Here is a 13753-nt window from a genome sequence, read left to right as displayed (position 1 = left end):
GCGTCGCGCCGCCAGGCCGCCCGGCTCGCCAGCCGGACGGCCTGCGGCGGCCCCGACGGCCGGACGAGCCCGCCGCGCAACCCGTGGCGGGCTTCAGTCAACCCAAGTTTTGAGGATGTAACCGTGAACAAACTCGCTCTTGCGCTCGCGCTTTCCGCAACGGCCCTCGCCGCGTGCTCGACCGCATCCGGCCCGACCTTCAGCGCCTCCGAACTGCAGCCGCGCGACGGCGTGCGCACCTTCCAGGTGGACTGCCACGGCCTGCTGTCGGGCCCGGAGACCTGCATGAAGGCCGCCCGCAAGATCTGCGGCGAAGAGCCCGTGCGCGCTGTCGACTCGGCCCGCGCGCTGCGCGACAAATCCGATCCGGCCACGCTGATCTTCCAGTGCGGCGCGGCACCGGCCGAAGCGGCCCCGGCCGCCACGCCGGCGCCAGCGGCTGCCGTCGTCGAACAGGTCAACCTGTCGGGCGACGCGCTGTTCGCCACCGACCACGCGACGCTCGCCCCGACCGCGCGCGAATCGCTCGACCGTTTGCTGAGCGAGCGCGCCGACCACACGTACTCGCAGGTGAGCGTCACCGGCTTTACGGATTCGGTGGGCAGCGACGACTACAATCTCGCGCTGTCGAAGCGCCGCGCCGAATCCGTCGCGGCATACCTGAAGGCACACGGCTTGAAAACCGATTCGCTGACGGTCTCGGGCCGCGGCAAGGCCGACCCGGTCGCGTCCAACGCGACGCCGGAAGGCCGCGCCAGCAACCGCCGCGTCGAAATCCGCCTGCAGCACTGAGCGGGCCGCCGCCGCGCGCGGCGCCCCGATCCGGCCGGCCGTCAGTGCCGCGCCGGCCCGCACCCGCCCCCCCGCCGGACGCCCCGGGCGCCGCTTCGCCGGCGCCCGGTTCGCATGGACCGGCGGCTATGTCAAAGTTCGTCACGTCCCGCCAAAAACGGCGGTTTCCGTGCCACAATCGCCGCAGACAGTCGCCGGGGCAACCTGTCCGAATCACGCGCCGTGCCAGGCGTGCCCGATGACACGCCGGAAACCGGCTGCCGCCCTCGCGAACCAGGTCGCCCGATTCGCCCGCCGCGGCGCACCGGCGCAAATGCAACCATGACAATCCACGGCGCGCCGCTTCCAGGCCAGACGCTCGACGCGATGCCCGGACGCACGACGCCGCAGAGGAAACCAACCGGTGACGGACATCAATGAAGCCGCCTCGGGCGGCACCCGCAAGCAACGGCCGGCGGTCGGCATCTCGCTGTTTGCGCGCGACGGCCAGGCGATCTGGGAAAACGGCATCCACCAGAACATCGCGTTCCTCGCGATGATGCTCAAGCGCTCGGATCGCGTCGGCCCGGTCTACTTCCTGAACGGCGGCGACGCCAACGCGCTGCCGGCCGGCCTCGAACTCGACGGCCTCGACATCCCGCTCGTGAAACCCTCCGACGTCACGCACGAACTCGACGTCGTGATCGAAATGGGCGCGCAGCTGCCGGTGGAGTGGCTCCGGCACATGAAGGCGCTCGGCAAGAAAATCGCCGCGTTCTTCTGCGGGCACGTGTATGCCGGCCTGTGCGAAACCCCGATCTTCGGGAAACCGTCGGGACACGTCTTCAACGGCGCGCCGTTCGACGAGGTCTGGTTGCTGCCGCAATACGACAAGACCGCGGCGCCGATGCTGCGGACCATCCTGCGCGCGCCCGTCCACCTGATGCCGCACATCTGGTCGCCGTACTTCCTCGATCGGCGCATCGCCGCGCTCGCCGCGGAAGGCGCGACGTTCGGCTATCGGCCCGGCCGCCGCCCGTGGTACCTCGCGATGCTCGAGCCGAACATCTCGGTCGCCAAGTCCTGCCACTATCCGATGCTCGCGTGCGACGCGTTCTACCGTGCGCGTCCGGACGCGGTTCAGCACATGTTCGTCGTGAACTCGCTGCACATGAAGGAGCATCCGACCTTCGTGCACTTCGCGAACAGCCTCGATCTCGTGCGCCAGCACAAGGCGACCTTCGAGCCGCGCCTCGACCTGCCGGGCTTCATGGCGCGTCACGCGGATGCGGTCGTGTCGCACCATTGGGAAAACGGGCAGAACTATCTGTATTACGACGTGCTGTACGGCGGTTATCCGCTGGTCCACAACTCGACGCTGATCGGCGACGCCGGTTATTACTACCCGGACTTCGATTCCGCCGCGGGCGGCCGCGCGCTGCTCGACGCGTGGCTGCATCACGACGAACGCCTCGACGACTACCGCGCGAAGGCCGGCCGGCTGCTGCAGTCGGTCTCGATCGACAACCCCGCGAACCTCGACGCGTTCGTCTCGCGTCTGGTCGCCTGAACCGGAGAATACGCATGTCGGACTCCAATGCCCGTCAAGCGCCCGGCGAGGGCAAGCGTCTCGTCGTCGGCGTGTCGCTGTTCGTGCGCGGCGCCGGCCAGTCGCTGTGGGAAAACGGCATCTTCCAGAACTGCCTGCTGCTGATCCTGCTGCTGCGCCAGTCGCCGCTCGTCGCGGAAGCCGTGATGGTGAACGGCGGCGAACAGGTCGCCGATCCGCAGATGATGCTCGGCGAATGGGACGTGCCGCTCCTGTCGATGGACGAAGCACTGCAGCGCTGCGACGTGCTGATCGAAATGAGCGCGCAGTTCGGCGCGGATTACCTGCGCGCGTTCCGCGAGCGCGGCGGCAAGGTCGTCACGATGCGGGTCGGCAACGACTACGTGATCGACATCGAACGCGCGATGTTCAACAAGCCGTCGGGTTTCCTGTTCTCGGGCGCGCCGTACGACGCCGTGTGGACGATTCCCGAATTCGAGCGCTCGTGCCTGCACTATTACCAGACGGGCCTGCGCGCGCCCGTCACGATCGTTCCGCACATCTGGCACCCGATGCTGTTCGACAAGGCGCGCGCGACGCTCGGTGCCGGGCTGTCGTTCGGCTATGAACCCGGCAAGCCGCGCTGGCGCGTGACGATGTTCGAGCCGAACATCTGCATGGTGAAGACGAGCGTCATCCCGATGCTGGTGGCCGAGGAAGCGTATCGCGCGAAGCCCGATTTCCTCGAGTTCGTGCGCGTATGCAACACGCTGCACCTGAAGGAACATGCGACGTTCGTCCATTTCGCGAAAAGCCTCGACATCGTGAACCACGGGATCACGACGTTCGAGAGCCGCTACGCGGTGTACGAGTTCATGGCCGCGTTCGGTGACGCGGTCGTGTCGCACACGTGGGAAAACGCGCAGAACTACCTGTACTACGAACTGTTGTACGGCGACTACCCGCTGATCCACAACTCGCCGTTCCTCGGCAAGGCCGGGTATTTCTATCCGGACTTCGACTGTCAGGCCGGCGGCCGCGCGTTGCTGAAGGCGTTCGCCGAGCACGACGCGAACCTGGAAGCGTACCGCGAGCAGTCGAAGCACGTGCTCAGCTCCGTGAGCATCTACAACCCCGAGAACGTCGCCGCCTATACGGACGCGATCGCCACCCTCTATCGCGACGCGTGACGCGCCGCCCTCTTCCGGACTCCGACATGACCGCACGCACGACCCTCACCCGCGCCAAATGGCTGATCGGCTGCGCCGTCGCATCGATCGCGATCGGCGCGCATGCGCAAGCCGACGGCGAATCGGCCGACGCGCTGCTCCGCGACTCGGACGCCGTGTTCAAGCAGCTCGACGCCGGCCAGTACAACGACGTGTGGACCGATGCCGCCGCGTTCGTGAAGGCACGCATCAAGCAGGACCAGTTCGCGTCGGACATGCAGCGTGCGCGCCAGTCGGTCGGCGCGGTCCGTCATCGCGGCTGGGCGCAGATCACGCGCATCCGCTACACCAACGCGTCGACGACACCCGACGGGCTCTACGCGAACGTCGATTACGCGACCACGCTGACGAGCGGCGCGACCATGTTCGAGAAGCTGAGTTTTCGCCGCGAGGATGACGGCCACTGGCGCCTGACCGGCTATGTGCCGCGCTCGTCGCAAAACTACACGCCGTAACCCGCGCAACGCCCGCACCACGGAGCCGTCATGAAACTCAATGTCGCGATAACGATGAACGTGCAGCGCGACGCGACGCAGTCGATCTGGTACAACGGCGCGAACCAGCACTGCGTGTACCTGTACATGCTGCTGAAGCAGTCGCCGCTGATCGGCGAGGTCTGGCTCGCGCACGACGAAGGCGTGACCGAGTATCCGCAGGCGCTGATGATGGACGCGTTCGGCGACGCGCTGCGGCCGCTGTCCGCCGTCGTCCACCAGACCGACCTGCTGATCGAGATGAACGCATTCGTCGACTCGACGCACACCGACGCCGTGCGCCGGCGCGGCGGCAAGTGCGTGTCGTACCGCTTCGGCAACGACTACGTGATCGCGGTCGAGACGATCAACTTCGAGAAGAACCAGTGGCGGCCGAACCCGCACCGCGTGCAGTTCGACGAGATCTGGACCAACCCGCAGCACATGCACACGTGCGCCGCGTATTTCCAGGCCGTGTACCGCGCGCCGGTGATCGAGCTGCCGCACATCTGGTCGCCGTATTTCATCGAGCGCAGCCTCGACGCCGATCCTGAACTGAAGGCGCGCTTCGGTTATCGGAACCACGGCCCCGCGAAACGCATCGCGTTCTTCGAGCCGAACCTGAACGTCGTGAAAAGCTCGATCGTGCCGATGCTCGCCGCCAACGCGTGTTACGTCGAGCATCCGGAGCTCGTCGAGCACGTGTACATGACCAACACGTTCGACAAGAAGGAAAACGTCGCCTTCAAGCATCTCGCGCTCGGGCTCGAGATGGTGCGCGACGGCAAGGCGACCGCCGATGTGCGCGCGCCGTTCGTCGCATGGGCCGCGCATCACACCGACATCGTCGTGTCCCACCACTGGGAAAACGGCCTCAACTACCTGCTGTACGACGCGCTGTACGGCAACTACCCGCTCGTGCACAACTCGCCGTTCCTGCGCGACGTCGGTTATTACTATCCGGACTTCGAGATCTTCGACGCCGCGCGTGCGATCGCGACCGCCGCGCAGACGCACGACGCACGGCTCGACGAATACGCGGCCGCGGCACGCCGCTGCCTGCATCAGGTCGACACGCTCGCCGCGCACAACGTCCACGCGTATTCCGCGCAGATCCAGCAGTTGTTCGCCGGCCGCGCACTCGGCTGACCTTATTTGCCCCTGCTCCCGCCCATGAATCAGACCGTCCGCAATTTCGTCGTGATCGATTCGATTCACGGTCCGTTCGTCATCAACCGGCACTGCGCGTACCAGGCCGAAGCATTGATCAAGACCGGGCGGCCGCACATCCAGGATGAGCTCGACACGATCCTGAAGGTGATCGACCAGTTGCCGGACGATGCGATCGCCGTGGACGGCGGCGCGAATGCGGGGCTCGTATGCGTGCCGATCGCCCACCGGTTGCGTGCGCGCGGCGGCCGCGTGTACGCGTTCGAGCCGCAGCGCACGCTGTTCCACGCGCTCGGCGGCACCGTCGCGCTCAACCAGCTCGACAACGTCCATCTGCTGAACATGGGGCTTGCGGGCGCCAACGGCACGATGAAGGTGCCCGACGTCGACTACGGACAGGATGCCGACTTCGGCCAGGTGTCGCTCGTCGGCGCGCACGCGGAAGGCGGCACGCCGACGCCGGTCGTCAGGCTCGACGCGCTCGGCCTGCCGCGGCTGGATTTCCTGAAGCTCGACATCGAAGGCATGGAGATCGACGCGCTGCGCGGCGCGCGCCGCCTGATCGAGACGCACCTGCCCTGGTGCTGGGTCGAATACTGGAAAGTCGGCGAGGCGCCGATCATCGCCACCTTTGCCGGCCTCGACTACACGTTCTACCGGATGGACCCGCTGAACCTGCTTTGCGTGCCCAACGCGCGCTGGGACAGGCAGCGGCTGGTCATCTCGATCGAGCCGATCGCCGTCGCGTCGCAGGCCGACGTCGATGCGAACCCCGACGCAGCCGCCGACACCGACGCGCCTGAAACGCACTGGAACCGCGCACTCGATCATGAGTCGCGCTGCGAGTGGGGGCACGCGATCGACTGCTGGCAACGCGCGCGCGGCCGCGGGCTCGACGACGATGCGATCGCGCTGCAACTCGCGTCGTGCTACGGCTTCGCTGGGGCACCCGATGCCGGGCTCGCGGCGCTCGAACGCTTCAGCAATCCGGACGCGTTGCCCGACGCGACGCGCGGCCGCCTCGAGCTGATGCGTTCGATGCTGCTGCTGCGTGCCGGCCGGCGCGACGAAGCGGCCCGCGCCACCATCGCGAGCGAAAACATCCTGACGGCCGCGCAGTTCGGGCTGCCGACGGAACGGCTCTACCAGGGCCAGCCGCTGCAGGGCAAGCGACTGCTGGTGCTCAGCTACGGCGGTGTCGGCGATCAGCTCCAGTACGCACGTTACCTGCATGCGCTCGACACGCTCGGCTGCACGAGCGTGACCGTCGTCGTTCCGGACGCGCTGACGGGCCTGATGCGTCACACGTTCCCGCACATCGAATTCATCGGCGCGCACGGCGCGTGGATCGACACGTCGCAGATCGCACACGATTACTGGTGTTCGTTCCTGGTGCTCGCCGCGCAGTTCGGCTACGCGCCGGCACCCAAAGGATCGGCGGGCGCGTACCTGTCCTGCCCACCCGGGCAGGCGGCCGCGTGGCGCGAGCGCGTGTCGCGCGACGGTCATGCAGCCGGCACGCGCCGCATCGGGCTCAACTGGCGCGGGCGCGACGACAGCGACGCGCGCTTCCATCGCGCGGCCAGCCTGCGCGACCTCGCGCCGCTGACGCGGCTGCACGGTCACGCCGCGTACTGCATCAACCGCGACCTGTCCGCGCAGTCCGAGCAATCGGACCTGCCGGTGACCTTCCCGCATCACGCGATCGGCGATTTCAGCGACCTGGCGGCGCTGATGCTCGCGCTCGACGCGGTGGTGACCACCTGCACCGCGCATGTGCACCTCGCCGGCGCGCTCGGCGTGCCGGCCGTGCTGCTGCTCAGCCCGAAAGCCGACGCGCGCTGGGAAACCGGCTCGCGCACCGCTCTCTATCCGGGCGTCCGGATCGTGCGCGCCGCGCACGTCGGCCGATGGGACGACGCGGTCGACCGCGCGATGGCGTTCGTGCTCGGCGGATTCGGGAAGGATTGACCGGTATGGCGCGCGATCGGGCCGCTACACGAAAAGATGAGATCGACGCGGGCCGCGCGCATCGCGCCGCGCCGGCGCCCGCGACCGGCGTGAACAGGCGCTAGACCAGCACCCGGTCGCCGCTCTGCGCGGCGAACACACGGCCATGCCGCCGGCCCGTTCGCGCGAGCACGGCAAAGCAACGCGCCGCCGGCCGGCTGATGCCGCCGGATAACTTGACGAGGCTGTCGGACACACCACGCGCGATCGCCGAATCGTCGCCGCACGCGCCCGCGATGACACCCGCGTAATAGTGCCGCGCGGCCAGTTCGCGGCCGCCGGCATCGAGCGGCGTCATCCGCTGGATGCGGCGCGCAATGGTTTTCAGTCCGTCGAGATATGGCGCGACGTCGATCGGCACTTCGGTCGATTCGGCGCCCAGCTGCCACAGCATGTCGGCCAGCTCGGCGATCGCGACGAGTTCGCGCGCACCGGCTGCCTGCGTGCCCGTTCCGCTTCCGGCCTTCGTCCCCGCCATGCCCATGCCCCTTTGCGATTCGTCCCGGCCACGCGCCGGCCATGCCTGACACCGGCGTGCGTCATGCACGCCACCCCGCCTGCTTCCGCGCCGTCACGCGGCGGCCGGCGACCGCCATGAAAAACGGATGCCCTGCGCCCAGGCGACGCCGGCATCCACGATGATCTGCCGGTCGATCTCGCTCTCCACGCCTTCGACGACGACGTGCCGCGCACCTTCATGCGCGAACGCGATCAGCCTGCGGAACTGATAGCGGCCGATCGCGTTGCGCTTGATCATCGACAGGATCGACCGGTCGAGCTTCACGATGTCAGGATTGCCGACCACCAGGTTGTTCAACGCGCTGAAACCCACCCCGAAATCGTCGATCGCGATGCGGCATCCGGTCTGCCGGAAGCGGTTCACGAACGAACGACCCGCGACGGGATTCAGCGGCCCCGTCTCCGTGATCTCGACCACCAGCCGCGCCGCGACCGACGGCTCGCGCTCGAGCCGCCTGAAGATGGCCAGCCACGCATCGTCGACGACCGCGCTCGCCGCCGCTACATTGCAGCCGTAGACGGCAGCCGGATCGGCGCGCAGCGCGTCGATCGTCCGGCCGACCACGAGCCGGTCGAACCATCGCATCAGCCCGAGCGCCTCGAGGCGCGGCAGGAACGCGACCGGCGGCAGCGCATCGCGCTCGCCCCACCGCAATCGCGCCAGGCATTCCTGGTACAGCACACCACCCGACAGGTCGGCCCGGCACACGGGCTCTTGCGCGAACGCGAGCCGGCTCTCCACGAAACTGCGTACCGACGCGAGGTCGGGATGATCGTCGGGGGCGCCGAACACGAGATCGATTTCGTCACGATTCGCTTCCCGATTCGCCTCCTGGCGAGCTTCGACCGCATTCATCCGGCGCTCCGGCAAATGGCGAGCCGCCGATCGCGGCTCGACCTCAACAAACATGCGGAGCAAACCGATCATGGCGTGCTCCGCCGCCTACCCGGCCCATCCTGTTATGTCGATCTTTTCCGGGGAGCGTACTTTTCGCTTCGGCGCGCCGTCAAATTCGATATTTTCAACGATATTCAGTTACTGGAATACACCACGCATGCGCAACACTGATTGTGCGACAGGTCACACTAACGCAAATTACATAAACGCGATTCGGATATTGTTTATTCCAGGTACCTAAACATTCTTGTCCGAATCAATTCCTGCGTAATCTGCATGCCTCGCAAATTCGAAAATCTTCAATTAATCAGATCAATACCGGCCCGCGAGGCCGCGCCCTCGCCCGCTGCCGGACTCGCCGTGAAGGCTGGCGGCCCGGCTTGCGCGTCGCCGCAAATCGGCTGCCGCACGTCATTCGATCATCGCAGCGCTCAATTTTCCCGTTTCAAACGAATTATTAAATTTCCAACCCGAATCAAGCCACTGTTAATCGATAATATCAATTTAAATCATATGACGATTATCGATCAAACCATTTTTAACAATCTTGAATTCTTGTTAACCTATAAAATGATTTCCGACGGACTTCCCTCGGAGCCGTCAAATTCGTGCCTTCAAAAACCGTCGAACCGATCGGGTTCGGCGGTTTCTTTTTTAACGGCATTATTTCGTCAGACATTAGGGCGGGACAATCCCGATGGCGGGCCGCGGCGCAACGTGTGCGCCGCGAGAAAAATCGGGCCTTATGCGGCCGATGCGCCGACCAGGTTCGCGAGCAGGGCGTCGTATTCGGCAATGAGCGCGGGATTCGCCGACGTATAGCGGCTCAGGATGTCGCGCTGGCGCCGCGTGTACGCTTCCCAGTCGTCATCGTGCGTATGCAGCGCGCGCAACAGCGCATCGGCGCCCTGCTGCACGTCGTTGTCCGGATAGTAGTAGCCGAGTTCGGGCGCGAGGCTCGCGTTGTGCACGAGCGGATAGCCCTGCCAGCACACGTCGAAATAGAAATAGTTGAGCGGGTTCGACCATTGGTGCGACACGACGATATCGGTCAGGTCGGCCAGGAACAGCGGCGTATCGAAGCGCCCGACGAAACTCGCCTTGCCCGCGCGCACGATGTCCAGGTAGTTCATCAGCATCACGAACTCGGGGCTGTCGTGCGCGAGGCGATCGGCGTTCGTCACGTGCGTGAAGCAGATCGCATCCGGATCGCGGCGATACGCTTCGTCGATGATCAGCATCGGATACACGCAGAACTTCACGACGTCGTGGTTCGGCTCCATCACCGTCAGCCGCTTGCCCGGCTCGCTGCGCGGCCGGTATTCGCCGCGCTCCGGCAACGACTGCGCGCGCGCGCTCAGGAACATCGGGTCCCACACGAACGGCACGACGCGCCCGGGGCAGCGGCGCAGCGACTGCAGGAACGGCAGCGACGACGGCGCGATCTGCGGAATCGCCCACACCTCGTCGTAGCCGCGATTGATGAACAGCGAATCCCACAGCCGGCGGCCGAACAGAATCGATTCCATCGCGTTGACGTACTCGACGCCGCAGCAGTAACTGACGAGCTTCGCGCCGCGCGCCTTCAGGTAGGCCGTCTGCTCGCCGTCGATCTGCCCGCCGAGCTCGATCACCACGTCGAGCGCATCCTTCATCTCAGCGAATGCGCGCGTGTCGTACACGCTGCGATCCCACGGCAATGCATCGGTGAGCGGTACGTCGGTGGTGTTGACCAGCGTCACGCGGTAGCCATGCGGCGACGCCATCAGCAGCTTCGCGAGAAACAGCGCGTTCTGCTTGATGCCGTTGATCCACATGCTTTCGTCAGGGGCACGCAGTCCGATCGTGATACCGATGCGCAGGCCGTTCAGGACAGGGGATGTCATCGTCGGCGGGATGGGAAGTTGGGTGGGGATGGAATGGATGCAGTGTAGCGCGCGAAGCGCCGCCCGCGTCAAGCGGCGCACGCCGCCGGCCACCCGGCATTCTAGCGGAGTGCCCGCCGCATACTGTCAGGGATGGTCAGCGCCCGGCCAGCAAGCGCAGATCCGCGAGACGGTTGTGCGATACTCGTGCGACCCGCCGCGCCACCGGGTTGCCGGGCGGTATCGGCATCCAGGGTGGGCAGAAAACGACTTCGCAGCAACACTGCGACATCGCTACGATCAATTTTACAAACCAGCCTTGACGGGAGGTCAAAGTGGAGCAGATCGGGTATTCGTGGCCAACCTTCGATCAACTCACGCAGTATCTGGTCAAGTCGATCAACCCGGGCAAGATTCTGGATATCGGGGCCGGGGGCGGGAAATACGGGCGCCTGCTCAGGAAGGTCGTGCCGGATTGCCGTATCACGGCGCTGGAATGTGACGAGGAGACCCATCCGTTCCTGATCGAGAACGGCTACGACGACATCATTTCCGGCGTCAGCGACACGCTGTACGAACGGTCCGGCGACTCGTACGACACGATCATCCTGGGCGATGTCATCGAGCACATGCGCCACTCCCACGGTCGCGATCTACTGGAGTTTCTCAACTATCGATCGCGATACATCATCATCTCGACCCCCGAGTGCATGCCGATGAGCAGCGCATCGTACTTCGAGAGCCACAACTCCGTGTGGCGGCCCGATTCATTCATGTGGCATGACTTCTGGGCCCATCAGCAATGCGGGATCATGCACTTCTACCTGCTCAGGGGGCACCTCGACTGGAACGCACCGCGCCTCGATTCTCTCGTGAACTCCGCCAATGCGTCGAGCCTGTTCAATACGCGCGCCAGCAACGAACGCGAGGCCACCGACGAGAAATTGCTCCAGCCGGTCAACCTGACGCTCCATGATTCCCGGTACCTGGAAAAACTCGACGGCGATCAATACGCAGTTTTTCGCCCCATCTGATTTCGTGTACCCGACTGAAAAAGGCGCCGCGCGGCGCCTTTTTCGTTTCTGACATGCGCTCGTCGCGTGCCGGCGCGGAGCCGGCACGCATGGATTGCCGTCAGATCGCCGAGGTCGTCGGCGCCACGGCGGCCGGGTCGGTGATGCTGGCCTTGCCGGTTTCGACGTGCCCCGCGATGCGGCGCGTCCAGCCGGCGTTCCCGGCCACCGCGAACTGCAGGTCGTACCAGTGGCTGCTGCACGACAGATCCCAGTGCGCTTCGACGCGCTGCCCGGCCGGAACCGTCAACGTGCGCGGTGCGCCGCCGTACGCGACATCGGTCGCCGTGACCGTGAGCGTGCTGGTGCCCGCGTTGGCGATCGTCACGTACACGTCGCCGTTGGCCGTGTCGTAACACGGCGTGATTTCAGGCTTTGCGCCGGCATCCGCGGCGGCCGATCCGGCGAAGCGCCGGAAATAGCCGTTCGGCCCCCACACGCTCACCAGGTAGTTGCCGTTCGCATCGAGCGCCCACGTGTCGGTCAGCTGCTTGCCCGCTTCGACCGTGTAGCGGCGCGGCATCGCGGTGGGGTCGCCCGTATAGACCCAGAAATGCGCGCCCTGCGTGCCGGTATTCGCGAACGTCAGCGCGTAGCCTTGCGTCTGGAGCTGGCCGGTCACGTGCAATTCGTACGGCAGCGCACGCGCCGGCCGCGTGCCGGGTTCCTGTGCCGTCACGACCTGCTGCGCGGTGCTGGCCGGTGCGGTCTGCGACGACGCGCGCGAACACTGCAGGTCCGCCTGCGCGACATACGCCTGCGTGCTCGGCAGGGTCGGCAGCGTCGCATCCGATTTCGAGAAGTCGAGCGCCGACGTCAGGTCGCCGCAGATCGCGCGGCGCCACGGCGAGATGTTCGTTTCCATCACGCCGAAGCGCTTCTCGATGAATTGCAGCACCGACGTGTGATCGAAGACCTGCGAGCACACGAAGCCGCCCTTCGACCACGGCGAGACCACGAACATCGGCACGCGCGGGCCGAGGCCGTATGGCAGGTTGTCGGCCGTGTACGTACCCGTCTGCGTCGAGGTCACGACGTTGTGCCGCTCGAGCGACACGTCCACGGTGCTCATGCCGGAACCCGGCAGCGTCGGTGCCGACGGCGGCACGACGTGATCGAAGAAGCCGTCGTTCTCGTCGTACATGACGAGCAGGACGGTCTTGCTCCACACGTCCGGATTCGACGTCAGCGCATCGAGAATCGTCGACAGGTAATACGCGCCGTAAAGCGGCGTGAACTTCGGATGCTCCGAATACGCGGCGGGCGGCAGCAGCCACGATACCTGCGGCAGCGCGTTCGCCTGCACGTCGGCCTTCAGTTGCGTGATCGGGCGCGTGCTCATCCCGCGCGTCTGCAGCGACGAACCGGCCGGCGCATTCACGAAGTTGTTGAAGCACGCGAGCATGTTCGTGCCGTAGTTGCCGGTGAAGTTGTCGAACCCGGTGCCCTGCTGGTAGACCTGCCACGAGATGCCCGCTTTCTCGAGGCGCTCCGGATAAGTCGTCCAGCTGAAGGGCGGCAACTGGATCTTGTCGAACTGGTTGTCGATGTAGTCGGTGTTGTCGAGCAGCGGGCCGCCGCCCGTGCCGAGCGGGTCGACCATGCCCGTCATCAGGTACATGCGGTTCGGGTGCGTGTTGCCCGGGATCGAGCAGAAGTAGTTGTCGCACACGGTGAACGCATCCGCGAGCGCGTAATGAAACGGGATGTCGTCGCGGACGTGGTAGCCCATCGTCATGTTGGACTTCTGCACCGCCCACTGGTCGGCACGGCCGTTGTCGATCGCGCCGTGCGTCGTCGCCCACGTATGCGGCAGGCCGCCGATGCACTGCGCGTTGACGCCCGGGTTGGTCGTGTCGTAGCGGAACGGCGCGATCACGCTCGTCTTGTCCTCCTGCCGCGGCTGGAACCACACCGGCTTGCCGTTCGGCAGCGTGACCGGGAAGCGGTCGTTGTAGCCGCGCACGCCGCTCAGGTGACCGAGGTAGTGGTCGAACGAGCGGTTTTCCTGCATGAACACGACGATGTGCTGCACATCCTGGATCGTGCCCGTCACGGTATTCGGCTCGATCGCCAGCGCCTTGCGGATCGATTCGGGAAGCAGTGCGGTGGCGGCGGTCGCGCCGGCGAGGCCGGCGGAGAACTTCAGAAAATCGCGTCGCGAATGGGTGGCCATGCTGGTTGCTCTTGATTGGA

General features: G+C 65.8%; 12 protein-coding genes. 8 read left to right on the top strand and 4 right to left on the bottom strand.

The annotated features are described in order from the left end of the window. The first annotated feature begins 123 nt into the window (after positions 1 to 123). The 6 genes from DPV79_RS32035 (at position 124) to DPV79_RS32010 (ending at position 7163) form a co-directional block, all read left to right on the top strand. Complete coding sequence (locus DPV79_RS32035; protein WP_021164373.1) at positions 124 to 792, top strand: OmpA family protein; 669 nt, start codon at positions 124 to 126, stop codon at positions 790 to 792. Positions 793 to 1195: 403 nt separating this feature from the next. Further along, positions 1196 to 2341 (top strand): DUF2827 domain-containing protein, encoded by a 1146-nt coding sequence (locus tag DPV79_RS32030; protein ID WP_021163032.1) that lies wholly within the window; start codon positions 1196 to 1198, stop codon positions 2339 to 2341. Positions 2342 to 2355: 14 nt separating this feature from the next. Beyond that, complete coding sequence (locus DPV79_RS32025) at positions 2356 to 3510, top strand: DUF2827 domain-containing protein (protein WP_048025464.1); 1155 nt, start codon at positions 2356 to 2358, stop codon at positions 3508 to 3510. 26 nt (positions 3511 to 3536) lie between these two features. Beyond that, a complete protein-coding gene (locus tag DPV79_RS32020; protein WP_021163030.1) occupies positions 3537 to 4004 on the top strand; it encodes a DUF4019 domain-containing protein in 468 nt (155 codons plus the stop codon). A gap of 30 nt (positions 4005 to 4034) precedes the next feature. After that, positions 4035 to 5171 carry a DUF2827 family protein gene (locus tag DPV79_RS32015; RefSeq protein WP_059487018.1) on the top strand — a complete coding sequence of 379 codons (1137 nt, stop codon included), beginning with the start codon at positions 4035 to 4037 and terminating at the stop codon, positions 5169 to 5171. A 24-nt stretch (positions 5172 to 5195) separates the two neighbouring features. After that, on the top strand, positions 5196 to 7163 hold the full coding sequence (locus tag DPV79_RS32010) for an FkbM family methyltransferase (RefSeq protein WP_113047340.1): 1968 nt from the start codon (positions 5196 to 5198) through the stop codon (positions 7161 to 7163). Between the two features lie 100 nt (positions 7164 to 7263). On the opposite strand, the gene DPV79_RS32005 is transcribed toward DPV79_RS32010, so the two are convergent. Further along, positions 7264 to 7686: a hypothetical protein gene (locus DPV79_RS32005; RefSeq protein ID WP_081063994.1), complete on the bottom strand. Its 423-nt coding sequence runs from the start codon at positions 7684 to 7686 to the stop codon at positions 7264 to 7266. An 87-nt stretch (positions 7687 to 7773) separates the two neighbouring features. Beyond that, the gene (locus DPV79_RS32000) at positions 7774 to 8577 is read right to left on the bottom strand and encodes an EAL domain-containing protein (RefSeq protein WP_027790583.1); all 804 of its coding nucleotides are present in this window, start codon (positions 8575 to 8577) and stop codon (positions 7774 to 7776) included. Between DPV79_RS32000 and DPV79_RS42855 the strand changes: the two genes are divergently transcribed. Further along, a complete protein-coding gene (locus DPV79_RS42855) occupies positions 8491 to 8790 on the top strand; it encodes a hypothetical protein (protein ID WP_165843601.1) in 300 nt (99 codons plus the stop codon). The genes DPV79_RS32000 and DPV79_RS42855 overlap by 87 nt on opposite strands. A gap of 572 nt (positions 8791 to 9362) precedes the next feature. Here the strand turns inward: DPV79_RS42855 and DPV79_RS31995 are convergent. Continuing rightward, positions 9363 to 10505, bottom strand: coding sequence for a DUF2827 domain-containing protein (locus DPV79_RS31995; RefSeq protein ID WP_042977538.1), 1143 nt, complete (start codon positions 10503 to 10505; stop codon positions 9363 to 9365). A 314-nt stretch (positions 10506 to 10819) separates the two neighbouring features. Here DPV79_RS31995 and DPV79_RS31990 point away from each other — a divergent pair, with 314 nt between their 5' ends. Further along, a complete protein-coding gene (locus DPV79_RS31990) occupies positions 10820 to 11518 on the top strand; it encodes a class I SAM-dependent methyltransferase (RefSeq protein ID WP_060073213.1) in 699 nt (232 codons plus the stop codon). 100 nt (positions 11519 to 11618) lie between these two features. Here the strand turns inward: DPV79_RS31990 and DPV79_RS31985 are convergent, their stop codons facing one another. After that, on the bottom strand, positions 11619 to 13733 hold the full coding sequence (locus DPV79_RS31985) for a phosphocholine-specific phospholipase C (RefSeq protein WP_113047339.1): 2115 nt from the start codon (positions 13731 to 13733) through the stop codon (positions 11619 to 11621). Positions 13734 to 13753: the final 20 nt, after the last annotated feature.

It is taken from the genome of Burkholderia reimsis, assembly GCF_003294055.1.
In the GTDB taxonomy this organism is placed as follows: Bacteria; Pseudomonadota; Gammaproteobacteria; order Burkholderiales; family Burkholderiaceae; genus Burkholderia; species Burkholderia cepacia.
This window is presented reverse-complemented; position numbering and strand designations above follow the sequence as displayed.